Here is a 15,222-nt window from a genome sequence, read left to right on the forward strand (position 1 = left end):
GGTCAGGCTCCCGCCTTCGCCTCCTCCCAATATTGGTCGCGCAGCAGGCGCTTGTAGAGCTTGCCGGTGTCGTGGCGCGGCAGGGCTTCGAGGAAGTCGATGCGGCGCGGCACCTTCACGCCCGACAATTTCTCGCGCGCATAGGCGGTGAGTTCATCGCGGAAGGCGTCGGTGGCGTCGGCCATGTCGGCGGGCTGGATCACTGCGATCACCTCCTCGCCCATTTCCTCGTGCGGGCCGCCGACGACCGCGACGTCGGCGACCTTGGGGTGGGTGACGAGGTGGTTTTCGATTTCCTGCGGATAGATGTTCACGCCGCCCGAGATGATCATGAAGCTCTTGCGGTCGGTGAGGTAGAGGAAGCCGTCTTCATCGACTTTGCCAACATCGCCCAGCGTCGACCAGCCTTTCGAATTGCGGCTCGACGCGGTCTTCTCTGGATCATCATGATATTCAAAGACATTTTCGCTTTCGAAGAAGACCGCGCCTTCTTCGCCCACCGGCAGCTCGGTCTCGTTGTCCTCGCCGACGATGTGGAGCGTGCCCATGATCGGGCGGCCGACGGTGCCCTTGTGCGCGAGCCAGTCGTGGCTGGTCGCGAAGGTCATGCCATTGCCCTCCGACCCCGCATAATATTCGAGCAGCACCGGCCCCCACCAGTCGATCATCGCCTGCTTGACCGGCACCGGGCACGGCGCGGCGGCGTGGATCGCGCCCTTCATCGAGGTCACGTCATATTGGGCGCGAATCTCGGCCGGCAGCTTCAGCATCCGCACGAAATGGGTCGGCACGAACTGCGCGCAGTTGCAGCGGTAATGCTGGATCGCCGCGAGCGCGCCCTCGGGATCGAACTTCTTCATCAGGATGACGGTGCCGCCGAGGCGGTGGATCGTCATCGACCAGCGCAGCGGCGCGGCGTGGTAAAGCGGCGCAGGCGACAGATACACGCTGTCGGCATTGATCCCGAACGCCGCCGAGGCGAGCATCACAAGGCTGTTTGCCGCATCGATCGCCGGATCCTCGGGCAGCGGGACGCGCACGCCCTTCGGCCGCCCCGTCGTGCCCGACGAATAGAGCATGTCGACCCCGGCGCGCTCGTCGGCGATGCGCTCGGCGGGCATCTTCGCCAGCTCGTCCTCGATCTTGGCCCAGCCCGCGATGTCGCCGCCCATCGAATAGCGGGTGATCCGCGTCGTCAGCTGCTGCGCCGCCGCCGCGAGGCTGGCCGAGACGATCAGAATTTTCGCACCCGAATTTTCGAGGATATAGTCGGTCTCGTCCTGCGTCAGCCGCGACGAGATGCAGACGTAGCGCAGCCCCGCGCGCTGCGCGCCCCAGGTCAGCCCGTAATAATGCGGGGTGTTTTCGAGCATGAAGGCGACGACATCCTCATGCCCCAGCCCGTGCGCGCGAAACAGCTGCGCGGCGCGGTTCGACGCCGCGTTGAGTTCGGCATAGCTGACCGTCTCCCCCGTTTCGGCGACGATGATCGCCGGCTTGTGGGGATGGGTCGCGGCATAGGTCGAGGGGTGCATCGGGCGCTCTCTCCAAAGGGCTTATTGCTTTGTTTATGTCGAAGACCCGTAGCAAACTGAAACTTTCGGTCAAGGCGGTGGGGATGGATGGGCGCGGCCGAGCGATCCTCCCCGGAACGGGGAGGGGGACCGCCCGAAGGGTGGTGGAGGGGCACGGAGCGTTAGACTGCCCGTGCCCCTCCACCATGCTTCGCATGGTTCCCCTCCCCCTGCGGGGGAGGATCGCTCCTCAACGCTCCGGCCGCGAGCGCAGCGCGTAGCCGAGGCCCTTTACCGTCGACAGCATCGGCCAGTCGAAGCCGCGGTCGACCTTGGCGCGCAGCCGCGACATATGGACCTCGACGCGGTTGGTGCCGGGGTCGAAGTCGATCCGCCACACCGCGCGGAGCAGCGCAGCGCGCGAGACCGGCCGATCGGGGACGCGCGCCAGATTGGCGAGCAGGTCGAATTCGCGCAGCGGCAGGCGAATCAGCCGGCCGGCCCGCTCGACGCGGCGGTCGATCAGGTCGATGCGCAGCTCCCCCTCGCCAAGCTGGCCCGCCGCGATGCGGCTGCGGCGAAGCAGGCCGGCGATGCGCGCGAGCAGTTCGGGCAGATTGTCGGTCCAGCCGATCGCATCGTCGGCGCCGGCCAGGAGCGCCGCCATCCGGTCGGCGAACGAATCGCGGTCCGAAAAGACCAGCAGCGGACGCCGCCCCGCGATCGTCCGCGCCAGCCGCACGAATTCGGACGGCTCCTGCCAGCTTAAATAAGGATTGATCGCGAGGAGGTCGAAACAGCAATCGAGCCAGGGCCGCAGGCCGTCCGTGGGCGCGAGAAGCGAGGCCGCCCCATAGCCCGCCGCCGTTACGGCATCGCAGAGCCCAGCGGCGCGCGACGGATGATAGACGGCGACCAGCGGCGGCCGCCCGTCGTCCCCCGTCCCGCCGTCTCGCTCCATCCGCGCCCCCTGTGCCGCCCCGATTGCGCGCGGCCGCCCGCACGCGCCGACGTTGCACGCCGTCCCTGCTGTGCTAACTCCGTCGCCATGACCAGTCACGAGATGCTCGAGAGCGACTTCGCCACCCTGCCCGACCTTGTCCGCGCGTTTGCGACCGAGCGCCCCGACGACATAGCCGCCGCCGATCCGGTACGGCGGCTGAGTTGGTCCGAACTGGACGCAACGATCGACCGCATCGCGGCGCGGCTGCAGGCCGACGGCTTTGCGAAGGGCGACAAGACGGCGATTGCGGGTCTCAACAGCGTCGAGCAGATGGCGGTGATCCTGGCGACGCTGCGCGCCGGCGGGGTCGCGGGGCTGATCACCAACAGCGCGACGGGCGAGCAGATGGCGGCGATGATCGCCGACACAGGCGCGCGCCACCTGTTCCTCGACGAGGCCGCCGCCGCCAGCCTCAACGGCCAGCATGTCACCGCGACCGATCGGATCGCGATGGACGGCAGCGCCGTCGGCGCGCCGCTGGAGGCGTGGATGGCGCCCGGGGGCGCGAAGCCCGAACCGGTCGCGATCGATCCGCTCGACGGCTTCAACATCATCTATTCGTCGGGCACGACGGGCACACCCAAGGGCATCGTCCACAGCCATGCGATGCGCTGGCAGCATATCCAGCGCGGCAAGCCCGCCTATGGCGCGCAAGCGGTGACGATCCTGTCGACGCCGCTCTATTCGAACACGACGATGGCGAGTTTCCTGCCGACCATCGGGTCAGGCGGGCAGACCGTGCTGATGAAGAAGTTCGACGCGCGCGGCTTTCTGGAGCTTGCCGAGCGCGAGCGCGCGACGAACACGATGCTGGTGCCGGTGCAATATCGCCGCATCATGGCGCTGGAGGATTTCGACCGCTTCGACCTCTCCAGCTTCGTCGCGAAATATTGCACGTCGGCGCCGTTTCCGGCCGCGCTGAAGGCCGAGGTGCTGCGGCGCTGGCCGGGCGGGCTCGTCGAAATATACGGCATGACCGAGGGCGGCGCGGCGTTCATCCTCGAGGCGCATCAATTCCCCGACAAGCTGCACACCGTCGGCAAGCCCGCGCCGGGCCATGTCGCGAAGGTGATCGACGAGGCGGGCAACGAGCTGCCGCAAGGGTCGGTCGGCGAAGTCGTGGGCCGCTCGCCGGCGATGATGACGGGGTATAACAACCGCCCCGACGCGACCAAGGCGATGCACTGGTACGATGCCGACGGCAACCTCTTCTATCGCCACGGCGACATCGGGCGGATCGACGAGGACGGCTTCCTGACGCTAATGGACCGCGCCAAGGACATGATCATCTCGGGCGGGTTCAACATCTTTCCGAGCGACCTCGAAGCGATATTGCTCGCCGACGAGCGCGTCGTCGAGGCGGCGGTCGTCGGCATGCCGAGCGAGGAATGGGGCGAAACGCCGGTCGCGTTCGTGGTGCTGAAGGATGGCGCCGATGCGGAAAGCGTGCGGGCGGATTGCAACGCGAAGGTCGGCAAGACCCAGCGGCTGAGCGCGATCACGGTGGTGGAGGAATTGCCGCGGAGCGCGATCGGCAAGGTGCTGAAGCGGGAACTAAGGGACGCCTACGCGGGGTGAAGGCGGGCGGCGGCCGGAAGCGGTCGTCGCCCCCGCGAAGGCGGGGGCCGCTGGAGGCGTTGCGCAAGGCCGACTACGGCCCCCGCCTTCGCGGGGGCGACGGACTATTTTAACGTCCGCTCTCCACCCCAAAGCAGCCCGTCAGACGGTAACGCACTTCAGATAAGCCCCGCCGCCCGAACCGCGGCGAGCGCGCTTGTCAGCCGCGCGTCGCCGTCGCCCTCGACCCAGGCCCATTTGAGCTTGCGGCGGTCGAGCTCGGCGATCGCGACGTCCATGAACTGGCGCCGAGCGAGGGCGCTGCCGAAGAGGCGCGTGCCGTCTTCCTGCCAGGGCAGGTCCATGGCGGGGACGAGATACAGGTCGGCGGGTTCGTCCCACAGGTCGATTTCGGGCAGCCGGCGGCCGAGCAGCATGATCGCCCACGCCTGCGTCATCAGCGGGTCGGTGTCCGAGACAAGCCAGTCGGGGTGTTGCGCGAGCGCCGCCCTGGTCGCGGCGACATGGCCGTCGAAGATCGCGCGCAGATCGGCCTCGTCGAGGTCGGTGCCGTTCGCCTCGCAATAGGTGCGGCCATATTCGGGGACGACGAGCGCGCCGAGCTGGAGGGCGAGCCGGGGCGCGAGGGTCGACTTGCCGGTGCTTTCGGCGCCGTGCAGGCAGATGTGGCGGGTCATGCGGGCGCCGTACCGGCCGCCGCGGCGCGGCGCCACTGGAGCCATCCGTCGATCGAGAGACCGAGCAGCACGACGTACACCGCGCTGGTCGGATAGAGGCCGCGCCAGGCGAAGAGCGGGATCGCGATCAGATCGACGACGATCCACAGCCACCAGCTTTCGACGCGGCGGCGCGCGAGCAGCCATTGCGCGGTGATGCTGATCATCGCGATGGCGCCGTCGACCCACGGCGCGATCGCGTCGGTGTAGCGGTCCATCGCGAAGCTCCACACGACCCAGGCGGCGATGGTGACGAGGGTCCAGACGAGGCGCGCGCGCGCGCTCATCCAGCCGACCGGAATGCCGCTTGCGTCGCGCGCGCGCATCCACGCCGCCCAGCCGTAGAGGTTGAGCGCGAAGAAGAAGCCCTGCAGCGCCATGTCGCTGTAGAGTTTCGCCTCGAAGAAGACGAAGGCGTAGAGCGTCACCGCGGCGAGCGCGAAGGGATAGTTCCACACGCTGCGCAGCGCGACGAGCGCGACGTTGATCAGGACCAGCGCGGCGGCGAGCCACTCGAGCTGGCTCATGCGGGGACTTCCGCGCCCGTCACGTCGCCGCGCGGGCGCGTCCACAGGCCGTCGCGGCTGATCCGGCGCTGCGGCGGGCGGCGGAGAACCGACCAGCCGGCGCGGGCGACCCAGCCGAGCTTGGCGAGCCGGGAGGTCCCTGCGCGGTGGTCCCACGCGTGATCGCCGCGGGCGCGCACCTCGCGGGCGATGTCGCCATAGATGCCCGCCGCGGCGAGCACCGCCCAGCGGCTGCGCGGCGGCAGCTTGCGCGCGCCCCAGCGCGCCGAGGCTTCATATTCCTCCGCCATTTCGGACAGCCATTTCGCCATGATCGCGAGGCGCGGGCGGAAGGCGGGGTGCATATGCTGGCCGGGCGGAATGTCGAGTTCGACCATCCAGTCGACGGGCAGGTAACAGCGGTCGGCGGCGGCATCCTCGGCGACGTCGCGCGCGATATTGGCAAGCTGGAACGCGATGCCGAGGTCGGAGGCGCGGTCGAGCGTGGTCGCGTCCTTCGGATCGACGCCCATCACCAGCGCCATGGCGACGCCTACGGCGCCCGCGACATGATAGCTGTAGCGCAGCAGGTCGGCTTCGCTGCGCGGGCGCCAGTCCCGTGCATCGAGTTCGAAACCCGCGACAATATCGTCGATCACCGCGCGCGGAATGTCGATCTGGGTGAGCAGGAAACCGAGCGCGTCGAAGGCGGGCTCGCCGGTCAGCTCGCCGGCGAACGCCTTGTCGGTCTGCGCGCGGATCTGGGCAACCGCGGCGGCGGGATCGTGGCCCGGCCGCATCGTCCCGCCGTGGTCCTGCCCGTCGGTCAGGTCGTCCGCGGCGCGGCACCAAGCATAGAGCAGCCAGACGCGCTCGCGCGTGATCCGGTCGAAGAGTTGGCTGGCGAGCGCAAAGCTTTTCGATCCGCGCGCGATGCTGTCGTGCGCGAAACCGTGGAGAGCCTGCGCGTCATAGGCCCCCTCCGCTGTCATTACAGATTTTCGGCTTTCATCGCGAAGATCGTCTGGTGCGGAACGTAAGAGGCCATCTTGTCGAGCAGCTCGTCGAGCCCGGCATCGACGATCATGATCCCGGCGTGCGCGGGGCGGATGAAGCCGACCTCGACCATCTTGCGATTGAATGCGATCAGCTCGTTGTAGAAGCCAGCCGCATTGAGCACGCCCACGGGCTTTGCGTGATAGCCGAGCTGCGCCCAGCTGATCGCCTCCCACAATTCGTCCATCGTCCCGACGCCGCCGGGGATGGTGAGGAAGCCGTCCGAGAGGTCGGTGAACATTTTCTTCCGCTCGTGCATGCCCGAAACGACGTGCAATTCGGTGCAGCCGCGGTGCGCGACTTCGGCGCCGACGAGCGCCTCGGGGATGATGCCGATGACCTCGCCGCCGGCTTCCAAGGCGCTGTCGGCGACCGCGCCCATCAGGCCGAGGCGACCGCCGCCATAGACGACGCCGATGCCGCGCTCGGCGAGCGTGCGGCCGACGTGGCGCGCGGTTTCGATATAGATCGGATCTTCGGGGGTCGCGGACCCGCAATAGACGGCAAGGCGTTTCATCGCTTCGTGGCTTTCAAAATATCCGTTCAGGCTGAGCGTGTCGAAGCCCCGCTCTTTCTTGCGCGCCTTTGCAGGAAGAACGGCCCTTCGACAAGCTCAGGGCGAACGGAATTGGTCATTCCAGCATGAGCGCCGCTGTCGCCTTGGCGCTGCCGACGACCCCCGGAATGCCGGCGCCCGGATGCGTCCCCGCGCCGACGAAGTAAAGGTTGGAAATCGCGTCGTCGCGGTTGTGGGCGCGGAACCAGGCGCTTTGCCACAGCACGGGTTCGAGGCTGAACGCGCTGCCGAGGTGCGCCGAGAGGTCACGGCCGAAATCCTTCGGCGTGTAGTGGAAGCGCGTGACGAGGTTGGCGCGGAGGCCGGGGGCGACGCGGCGCTCGACCTCGTCGAGGATCGCGTCGGCGAAGCGCGTGCCGAAATCGCCGTCCCAGTCGGGCTGCGTCTTGCCGAGATGCGCGACGGGCGCGAGGACGTAGAAGGCCGAATGGCCGGGCGGCGCCATGGCGGGATCGGTGATGCTTGGATGATGGAGGTAGAGCGAGAAGTCCTCCGGCACCCTGCCGCCATAGATGTCGGCGAGCAGCCCCTGGTAGCGCGGGCCGAAGAGGATGCTGTGGTGCGCGATGTCCGGATAATCGCCCTTGGCGCCGAAATGGACGACGAACAGCGAGGGCGACCAGCGCTTGCGCGACAGGCTTTTCGCGACCTTGGCGCCGCGCGGATGGTCGAGCAGATCCTTGTAGCTGTGCATCAGGTCGCTGTTGCAGGCGACCATGTCGGCGTCGGCATGCCAGCCGCTGGCGGTGGTCACGCCGGTTATCCGGTCCCCCGCGGTGGAGATCGATGTCACCGGATCGGCGAGGCGCAGGTCGCCGCCCAGCCGCTCGAACAGCGTCACCAGCCCGCCGACCAGCGCGTTGGTCCCGCCGCGCGCGAACCAGACGCCGCCGTCCTTTTCGATCGTGTGGATGAGCGCATAGATGCTGCTGGTCGTCATCGGGTTGCCGCCGACGAGCAGGGTATGGAACGACAGCGCCTGGCGCAGCCGTTCGTCCTGCACATAGGAGGAGACGATCGAATAGACGCTGCGCCACGCCTGATATTTCATCAGCGCCGGCGCGGCCTTGATCATCGAGGCGAAGTCGAGGAAGGCGACCGCGCCGAGCTTGACATAGCCCTGCTCATAGACGCCCTTCGAATAGTCGAGGAAGCGGTCGTAGCCCGCGATGTCGGCGGGGTTGAGCTTCGCGATCTCGGCGCGCAGCGCGGCTTCGTCGTTCGAATAGTCGAAGTTGGTGCCGTCGGGCCAGTTGAGGCGGTAGAAGGGCGTGACGGGGACGAGATCGACGTCGGCCGCCATATCCTGCCCGCTGAGCGCCCACAGTTCCTGGAGGCACGGCGGGTCGGTGATCACGGTCGGGCCGGCGTCGAAGGTAAAGCCGTCCTGTTTCCAGTGATAGGCGCGCCCGCCGGGCTTGTCGCGCGCCTCGACGACCGTCGTCTGCACCCCGGCGGATTGCAGCCGGATGGCGAGCGCCAGCCCGCCGAAGCCTGCGCCGATGACGATTGCGGTGCGAGTCATTTCCAGTCCAGTTTCGAAAGCGCCGAGATCGCGCGGCTTACAGATACGGGAGGTCGTCCCGAAAGGATGCGCAATTTGTCGGCGGCGTTCGACCGGCCGGCATAGAAGCGCGCGATCAGGCCGGGAGCGAGCCCATAGAAGCGCTGGAAAATCCGGTAGCGTTCGCCGGGATCGGCGGCGCGGAACAGCATCGCGCCGAGCATGCGGTAGAAACGCTGGCGCCGCCACGATGCGGCGGCGCGCTCGCGCAGCCGCGCGCCGATATCGCCGCGATCGACCAGCGCCGGCAGCGCCGCGGCCGTGCGCACCGCGTCGGGCAGCGAATAGCCCGTCAGCGCATGAAACGCGCCGGCGCGCACGCCGATCCGCGCGGTGCGGTCGATCGCGGGCCACAACCGGCCGAAATCTTCGGCGACGACGACGGGCAGCACCCCGGTCTCCTCGCGCGTCACCGCCGTCACATTCCATTGCCGCCGCGCCGCATAGGTGGCGATGCGGCCGCGCACCGCCGCGACATCCAGGTCGGGCGCGTCGCTGTAATAGGTGTCCTCGACAAAGACCGTCTCGGCATCGAGGGGCAGCAGATAGACGAAGCGATAGCCGTCGAGCTGCTCGACCGTCGCGTCCATCACGACCGGCCGTTCGATGCCATGCCCGCCCTCGACGCGCAGCGCCTGACCGACGAATTTCTGCCAGCCGCAATCGCGCAGCGCGGTCTTGCCGATACCGCGGGCGTCGATCACCTGCTTTGCCGACAGCCGGCCGCCGCGCGCCAGCAGCACATGGTCGGCCGCCACATGCTTGGCCCGGTCGGCGATGATCCGGCCGGGCGGCAGCGCGGCCGTCACGGCATCGGCCAGCGCTTCGCCGGTGATGCTCTTATAGCCCATCGACACCCGCCGCTCGCGCTCCGGAAAGGCGACGTCATAACTGTCCCAATGATATTGCACGAGCGGCGCGACGAGCCAGCGGTCGCGTTTGGCGATGTCGCTGTCGAAAAAGGACCAGATATGATTGCCGCCGATGGCGCCCGGTTCGATCAGCCGCACGTCGAGCGCAGGGCGTTTCGCCGCGAGCGCCAGCGCCGCCAGGCCGCCGGCCAGCCCGCCGCCGACGATGGCTATGTCGCAGGAATCGCTGTTGGCCGCTGGCATGGAGGCTGCCTAGCGAAGGGACGGGCGCGGGGGAAGCGGCGATATATGTCGCCGGGACGATGACAAAGCCGCTTTCATCCGGCAGAAACAGGCTGTGACCGATACCCTCGCCGCCATCCTGCTCTCCGCCCTCGCCATGACCGCGATCGTCGGCGTGCGCTATCTGATCAGCAGCGGCGGCTTTGCGTTCGCGACGCGGATCAAGCATCCGGGCCTCTATCGCGGCCTGGAACCGCAGATGAAGCGCGAGATCGGCTGGAGCCTGGCGAGCGCCGCCATCTATGGCGTGCCTGCGGGCGTCGTCGCCTGGGGGTGGCAGGCGCATGGCTGGACGCGCATCTACACCGACGTTCATGCCTTCCCGCTGTGGTATCTGCCGGTCAGCCTCTTCGCCTATCTGCTGGTCCACGACACATGGTTCTATTGGACGCACCGCTGGATGCACCGGCCGGCGCTGTTTCGCGTCGCCCATGCGGTGCATCACCAAAGCCGCCCGCCGACCGCGTGGGCGGCGATGAGCTTTCACCCGGTCGAGGCGATCACCGGCGCGGTGGTGATCCCGGCGCTGGTGTTCCTGATCCCGATCCATGTCGCGGTGCTGGGATTGGTGCTGACGATCATGACGGTGATGGGCGTCGGCAACCATATGGGGTGGGAAATGTTCCCGCGTGCACTCGTTCATGGACCGGCAGGGCGATGGCTGATAACCGCGACGCATCACGAGGCGCATCATGCGGCCTATCGGGGGAATTATGGGCTGTATTTCCGTTTCTGGGACAAGGCGTGCGGCACGGATATCGGGCTTGGCTCTTTTGCCGCTGCTGGCCGCGGCAAGCGCCCCGCCGACGCCAGCATCCACCGTTGAGGTCAGCATCACCGGGCTGCGCAGCCTGAAGGGGCAGATACTCGTCTGTCTGACCACCAACGCCAAGGCCTTTCCCGATTGCAGCAAGGACAAGACGTCGGTGCGGATGGCGGTGAAGGCGGCCGATGCGGGCGATTTCAAGGCGCATGTGCCCGCGACCGGCATCTATGCCATCGCGGTCGTCCATGACGAGAACAGCAACAACAAGATGGACACCGCGATCTTCCTGCCGAAGGAGGGCTTCGGCTTTTCGCGCAACCCGGCGATCGTGATGGGCCCGCCGAGCTTCAAGGCGGCGAGCTTTGCAGTGACGGGCGATATGCGGCAGTCGATCAAGATGAAATATATGCTGTAGGGCGGCGGCTATCGGGTGGGGGGTCTCCCTTGTCCGGCATCCCGGCGAAGGCCGGGACCCAGGGACGTTTTCAAGCAAGCGCAGAGTTGCGCCGCTCTGGGCCCCGGCTTTCGCCGGGGATCACGATGACAGCAACCAGTCGTTTTCAGACCGTCCCCTATCTCCGTTCGTGTCGAGCGAAGTCGAGACACCTCGAAGGCATGCACGACTGAGGGACATCTCGACTTCGCTCGACGCGAACGGGTTAAGGGTAGCCTTAGTGTCCGCAACCAGTCGAAAGCGGGCGCGGCCTGTTTCACCGGGCCGACCCTCACTCCTCCCATGCAAGCCCGATTGTCGCCGCCGCGCCGCATCGCTAAGAGAACGCCCGTGACCGCGATATCCTCCCGCATCGCCGCTTTCGCCGACCGCCGGCCGAAGCTTTCCGCCCTGGTTCTTGGCGCCGTGTCGGCGACGGGCTTCGCCCCGCTCCACCTGTGGCCGCTGACATTGCTCGCCTTCGCCGGGTGGATGGTGCTGACCGCGCGCGCGGGCCGCGGGCGGAGCGCGTTCGGGATCGGCTGGGCGTTCGGGGTCGGGCATTTCACGATCGGGCTCAACTGGATCGCCACCGCCTTCACCTATCAGGCGGCGATGCCGGCTTGGCTCGGGTGGATCGCGGTGGTGCTGCTGGCGCTGTATCTGGCGGTATATCCGGCGCTGGCGGCGTGGGGGGCTTGGCGTTTTGCTCTTCCCCGGACCGGCGAGGTGGCGGCGCGCAGCGCCGACGCAAGGGGGGCGCAGCCCGACGCTGCGCCTGACCGCAGCCCCCCTCCACCGCCTTCGGCGGTCCCCCTCCCCGCTCCGGGGAGGATTTCGCTCTCGTTCGTCCTCGCGTTCGCCGCGCTGTGGACGCTGACCGAGTGGCTGCGCAGCTGGGTGTTCACCGGGTTTGCGTGGAATCCGTTGGGCGTTTTTCTCGTCCCGCTCTCGCTGGCGTGGCCGGCGAAGATGATCGGCACATACGGCCTGTCGGGTCTCGCCCTGCTGTGGACCGGATGGGGTTTGCGTCAAGTTCCGCAATGGTTTGCGGCATTTAGGGGTGGCTTGAAGGACGGCACCTTTCTCTCGGCCCTGATGCTCGGGCCGATACTTTACTTCGGCTTTCCGGTTCTCTTCTTCGGGCTGGCAGACATGGGCACGGCCGAATTCGCCAGCTTGGGGGCCAAGGTCCCCATCACCGTCGTTCAGCCGAACGTCGGCCAGCAGGACAAATGGGAGGGCAGCAAGGCCGACGCCAATTTCGCCAAGCTCGCGCGCCTGACCGCGCCCAAAAGCGACACGCCACGCCTGATCCTGTGGCCCGAGGCGGCGGTGCCCGACTATCTGGAGGCCGGCTATCCCGCCCCCTATTACGACCGCTCGCCCGCCGAAGCGCGCGCACGGCTCGTTGCCTTGATGAACCCCGAAGACGTCATGCTGCTCGGCGCGCTGAAGCTGGAACTCGACAAGACCGGCGACGTCGTCGGCGCCCGCAACGCGGTGATGACCGTCCATGCCGACGGCACGCTGGGCGCGCGCTACGACAAGGCGCACCTTGTCCCCTATGGCGAATATCTGCCGATGCGGCCGATATTGTCGGCGATCGGCCTGTCGCGGCTCGCACCGGGCGACATCGATTTCTGGCCCGGCCCAGGCCCGCATACGCTCGACCTCGGCCGTTTCGGCAAGGCGGGGCTGCAAATCTGTTACGAGATCATCTTCTCGGGCCAGGTCGTCGACCGCGCGCACCGCCCCGATTTCATCTTCAATCCCTCGAACGACGCGTGGTTCGGCAGCTGGGGTCCGCCGCAGCATCTGGCGCAGGCGCGGCTGCGCGCGATCGAGGAAGGGTTGCCCGTCATCCGCGCGACGCCGACCGGGATCAGCGCGGTGATCGACGCCGACGGCCGCATTCTGGAATCGCTGCCGATGCATCAGGCGGGGCGCATCGACGCCCTGGTTCCGCAGGCGCACGCGCCGACGCTGTTTGCGCGTTACGGCAACGCGCTGCCCGTCGCATTCGCGCTGCTGCTGCTCGCGGCCGCCATTGCGTTTCGGCGGCGCGGGCGCTAACAGCGCGGCGACATAAAGCTTCCTTTATATTCGATTCCAAAAGAAGGCCCCCATGCGCAACAGCTTCCTCTTCACGTCCGAAAGCGTTTCCGAAGGTCACCCCGACAAGGTCGCCGACCAGATTTCGGATTCGATCGTCGACCTGTTCCTGTCGAAGGACCCGGAGGCGCGCGTGGCGTGCGAAACGCTGACCACGACGCAGCTGGTCGTGCTGGCCGGCGAAATCCGCGGCCGGGGCATCATGGACGAGGACGGCAACTGGGCCCCCGGCGTCCCCGAGGAAGTCGAAAAGACGGTGCGCGATACGGTGCGCGCCATCGGGTACGAGCAGGACGGTTTTCACTGGGAAAGCTTTCGCTTCGAAAACAACCTCCACCCGCAGTCGGCGCATATCGCGCAGGGCGTCGATGCCGGCGAGGACAAGGACGAAGGCGCAGGCGATCAGGGGATCATGTTCGGCTATGCCAGCGACGAGACCCCCGATTTGATGCCCGCGACGCTCGATTACAGCCACAAGATCCTCGAGCGGATGGCCGCCGACCGCAAGGCGGGCATCGCGCCCTTCCTCGAACCCGATGCGAAGAGCCAGGTTACGCTGCGCTACGCCAACGAGCGCCCGGTCGAGGCGACCGCGATCGTCGTGTCGACCCAGCACGCGCCGGGCTATTTCTTCCACGGCGGCGAAGGCGACGAGGCGAAATATCTGGAGCTGCGCAAATATGTGCTCGGCGTCATCGCCGACGTCATGCCCGCCGAGCTGCTGACCGCGAACACCGTCTATCACATCAATCCGACGGGCCGCTTCGAGATCGGCGGCCCCGATGGCGACGCAGGGCTGACCGGCCGCAAGATCATCGTCGACACCTACGGCGGCGCGAGCCCGCACGGCGGCGGCGCGTTCAGCGGCAAGGATCCGACCAAGGTCGACCGTTCGGCGGCGTATATCACGCGCTACCTCGCCAAGAATATCGTCGCCGCGGGCCTTGCCCGCCGCTGCACGATCCAGCTCTCCTATGCGATCGGCGTCGCCGACCCGCTGTCGATCTACGTCGATCTGCACGGCACCGCGGCCGAGGGCGTGACCGAGGCGGCGCTGGAAGCCGCGATCCCGCAGCTGGTGCGCCTGACGCCGAAGGGCATCCGCACCCACCTCGGCCTCAACAAGCCGATCTACAAGCAGACCGCGGCCTATGGCCATTTCGGCCGTACCGCGACCGGCGACGCCTTCCCGTGGGAACGCACCGACCTGGTCGACAAGCTGAAGGCGGCGATCGCCGCCTGATCGCATGACGGCTTATAAATCAGGCGATCCGACGACGCTCAACCGGCTCTATGGCCGCGCACAGGGCAGGCCGCTGCGCGCGGGCCAGCAGGATCTGGTCGACAATCTTCTCCCCCAGATCGCGGTCCCGGCCGAGGGCGAGGTGACCGCGGCGCGGCTGTTCGGCGATGCCGAGGGACAGGGGCGCCCGCTGCATTTCGAGATCGGCTTCGGCGGCGGCGAGCATATGGCCGGGCGCGCCGACATGCTGCCCGACCACGGCTTCATCGGCGCCGAGCCTTTCGTCAACGGCGTCGCGCAGGCGCTGGTGCATGTGAGCGGCGATCATGGCGCCAAGTTGCCGCTGGGCAATGTCCGCATCCATCATGGCGACGCGCTGGAGGTGCTGCGGCGGATTCCCGACGGCGCGCTGTCCTTCGCCTATCTGCTCCATCCCGATCCGTGGCCGAAGGCGCGGCATGCCAAGCGGCGGATGATGAACGACGGGCCGCTCGACCTGATCGCCGCGAAGCTGAAACCCGGCGGCGAGTTCCGCTTCGGCACCGACCACCCGGTCTATCTCCGGCACGCGCTGATGGTGATGCGCCGCCACCGCCACCAGTTCGAATGGCTGGCGCAGGCCGCCCGCGATTTCCTCGTCCGCCCCGGCGGCTGGCCCGAAACGCGCTACGAGGCAAAGGCCCGCGCCCAGGGGCATGAGGTGTGGTATATGAGATATCGCCGCCGTTGATACGCCCGAGCGCGATTTTACCGTCGTGCCTTCGCCAATGTCCTGCGATTTTCGGTGTTTTTTTCTGACGTCGTGATCACCCGGTGATTACTCGGATCATGCGGTCTTTCGCCTCGTGCTCTCCGTTAAAACTGACCCTATTGCCGACGCGCGAAGCGACAGACGTTCTCGCTCCACACGGCAGCGCGCCGCGAACGACCACAAATGGCCGTTTTGAGACAGTCGGCTCTGGGGGGTTAAACATGGAGTGGGGACATTCCGAGGCGG

Annotated in this window: 14 protein-coding genes; 6 read left to right on the forward strand and 8 right to left on the reverse strand. The window is 67.4% G+C overall.

What is annotated here, in order from left to right; genetic code table 11:
• Positions 1-2: 2 nt before the first annotated feature.
• Positions 3-1,535, reverse strand: a complete 1,533-nt coding sequence (locus ATE67_RS13225; RefSeq protein ID WP_058817162.1) for an acyl-CoA synthetase — start codon at positions 1,533-1,535, stop codon at positions 3-5.
• A gap of 229 nt (positions 1,536-1,764) precedes the next feature.
• Positions 1,765-2,475 carry a response regulator transcription factor gene (locus tag ATE67_RS21860; RefSeq protein ID WP_231728158.1) on the reverse strand — a complete coding sequence of 237 codons (711 nt, stop codon included), beginning with the start codon at positions 2,473-2,475 and terminating at the stop codon, positions 1,765-1,767.
• 87 nt (positions 2,476-2,562) lie between these two features.
• Here ATE67_RS21860 and ATE67_RS13235 point away from each other — a divergent pair, with 87 nt between their 5' ends.
• Complete coding sequence (locus tag ATE67_RS13235) at positions 2,563-4,095, forward strand: class I adenylate-forming enzyme family protein (RefSeq protein WP_058817163.1); 1,533 nt, start codon at positions 2,563-2,565, stop codon at positions 4,093-4,095.
• 158 nt (positions 4,096-4,253) lie between these two features.
• Here the strand turns inward: ATE67_RS13235 and ATE67_RS13240 are convergent, their stop codons facing one another.
• The 6 genes from ATE67_RS13240 to crtY all read right to left on the reverse strand — a co-directional run bounded on the left by ATE67_RS13240 (position 4,254) and on the right by crtY (position 9,629).
• The gene (locus ATE67_RS13240) at positions 4,254-4,772 is read right to left on the reverse strand and encodes an AAA family ATPase (protein ID WP_058817400.1); all 519 of its coding nucleotides are present in this window, start codon (positions 4,770-4,772) and stop codon (positions 4,254-4,256) included.
• Positions 4,769-5,338 (reverse strand): nicotinamide riboside transporter PnuC, encoded by a 570-nt coding sequence (pnuC, locus tag ATE67_RS13245; RefSeq protein WP_058817164.1) that lies wholly within the window; start codon positions 5,336-5,338, stop codon positions 4,769-4,771. Before pnuC ends, ATE67_RS13240 begins: the two co-directional genes overlap by 4 nt.
• The gene (locus ATE67_RS13250) at positions 5,335-6,309 is read right to left on the reverse strand and encodes a phytoene/squalene synthase family protein (protein ID WP_058817165.1); all 975 of its coding nucleotides are present in this window, start codon (positions 6,307-6,309) and stop codon (positions 5,335-5,337) included. Before ATE67_RS13250 ends, pnuC begins: the two co-directional genes overlap by 4 nt.
• Positions 6,309-6,890 (reverse strand): TIGR00730 family Rossman fold protein, encoded by a 582-nt coding sequence (locus ATE67_RS13255; protein WP_058817166.1) that lies wholly within the window; start codon positions 6,888-6,890, stop codon positions 6,309-6,311. Before ATE67_RS13255 ends, ATE67_RS13250 begins: the two co-directional genes overlap by 1 nt.
• A 115-nt stretch (positions 6,891-7,005) precedes the next feature.
• Complete coding sequence (locus ATE67_RS13260; RefSeq protein ID WP_058817167.1) at positions 7,006-8,475, reverse strand: phytoene desaturase; 1,470 nt, start codon at positions 8,473-8,475, stop codon at positions 7,006-7,008.
• Positions 8,472-9,629, reverse strand: coding sequence for a lycopene beta-cyclase CrtY (gene crtY, locus ATE67_RS13265; protein WP_058817168.1), 1,158 nt, complete (start codon positions 9,627-9,629; stop codon positions 8,472-8,474). Before crtY ends, ATE67_RS13260 begins: the two co-directional genes overlap by 4 nt.
• Positions 9,630-9,765: 136 nt before the next feature.
• Between crtY and ATE67_RS13270 the strand changes: the two genes are divergently transcribed.
• The 5 genes from ATE67_RS13270 to trmB all read left to right on the forward strand — a co-directional run bounded on the left by ATE67_RS13270 (position 9,766) and on the right by trmB (position 14,955).
• Positions 9,766-10,494 carry a sterol desaturase family protein gene (locus tag ATE67_RS13270; protein ID WP_058817401.1) on the forward strand — a complete coding sequence of 243 codons (729 nt, stop codon included), beginning with the start codon at positions 9,766-9,768 and terminating at the stop codon, positions 10,492-10,494.
• Positions 10,433-10,849 carry a DUF2141 domain-containing protein gene (locus ATE67_RS13275; protein WP_231728159.1) on the forward strand — a complete coding sequence of 139 codons (417 nt, stop codon included), beginning with the start codon at positions 10,433-10,435 and terminating at the stop codon, positions 10,847-10,849. The genes ATE67_RS13270 and ATE67_RS13275 overlap by 62 nt, the downstream gene beginning before the upstream one ends.
• Positions 10,850-11,218: 369 nt before the next feature.
• Positions 11,219-12,943: an apolipoprotein N-acyltransferase gene (gene lnt / locus ATE67_RS13280; RefSeq protein WP_058817169.1), complete on the forward strand. Its 1,725-nt coding sequence runs from the start codon at positions 11,219-11,221 to the stop codon at positions 12,941-12,943.
• A 52-nt stretch (positions 12,944-12,995) separates the two neighbouring features.
• Positions 12,996-14,225: a methionine adenosyltransferase gene (gene metK, locus ATE67_RS13285; protein ID WP_058817170.1), complete on the forward strand. Its 1,230-nt coding sequence runs from the start codon at positions 12,996-12,998 to the stop codon at positions 14,223-14,225.
• Positions 14,226-14,229: 4 nt separating this feature from the next.
• Positions 14,230-14,955, forward strand: a complete 726-nt coding sequence (trmB, locus tag ATE67_RS13290; protein ID WP_058817171.1) for a tRNA (guanine(46)-N(7))-methyltransferase TrmB — start codon at positions 14,230-14,232, stop codon at positions 14,953-14,955.
• The last annotated feature ends 267 nt before the right edge of the window (positions 14,956-15,222 follow it).

The organism is Sphingopyxis sp. H050, from assembly GCF_001468265.1.
GTDB lineage: Bacteria > Pseudomonadota > Alphaproteobacteria > Sphingomonadales > Sphingomonadaceae > Sphingopyxis.

What these genes read in the sequence shown, in the direction of transcription:
- ATE67_RS13225 (WP_058817162.1), bottom strand. Translation starts at nt 1,535, where the DNA reads ATGCACCCCTCGACCTATGCCGCGACCCATCCCCACAAGCCGGCGATC.
- ATE67_RS21860 (WP_231728158.1), bottom strand. Translation starts at nt 2,475, where the DNA reads ATGGAGCGAGACGGCGGGACGGGGGACGACGGGCGGCCGCCGCTGGTC.
- ATE67_RS13235 (WP_058817163.1), top strand. Translation starts at nt 2,563, where the DNA reads ATGACCAGTCACGAGATGCTCGAGAGCGACTTCGCCACCCTGCCCGAC.
- ATE67_RS13240 (WP_058817400.1), bottom strand. Translation starts at nt 4,772, where the DNA reads ATGACCCGCCACATCTGCCTGCACGGCGCCGAAAGCACCGGCAAGTCG.
- pnuC (WP_058817164.1), bottom strand. Translation starts at nt 5,338, where the DNA reads ATGAGCCAGCTCGAGTGGCTCGCCGCCGCGCTGGTCCTGATCAACGTC.
- ATE67_RS13250 (WP_058817165.1), bottom strand. Translation starts at nt 6,309, where the DNA reads ATGACAGCGGAGGGGGCCTATGACGCGCAGGCTCTCCACGGTTTCGCG.
- ATE67_RS13255 (WP_058817166.1), bottom strand. Translation starts at nt 6,890, where the DNA reads ATGAAACGCCTTGCCGTCTATTGCGGGTCCGCGACCCCCGAAGATCCG.
- ATE67_RS13260 (WP_058817167.1), bottom strand. Translation starts at nt 8,475, where the DNA reads ATGACTCGCACCGCAATCGTCATCGGCGCAGGCTTCGGCGGGCTGGCG.
- crtY (WP_058817168.1), bottom strand. Translation starts at nt 9,629, where the DNA reads ATGCCAGCGGCCAACAGCGATTCCTGCGACATAGCCATCGTCGGCGGC.
- ATE67_RS13270 (WP_058817401.1), top strand. Translation starts at nt 9,766, where the DNA reads ATGACCGCGATCGTCGGCGTGCGCTATCTGATCAGCAGCGGCGGCTTT.
- metK (WP_058817170.1), top strand. Translation starts at nt 12,996, where the DNA reads ATGCGCAACAGCTTCCTCTTCACGTCCGAAAGCGTTTCCGAAGGTCAC.
- trmB (WP_058817171.1), top strand. Translation starts at nt 14,230, where the DNA reads ATGACGGCTTATAAATCAGGCGATCCGACGACGCTCAACCGGCTCTAT.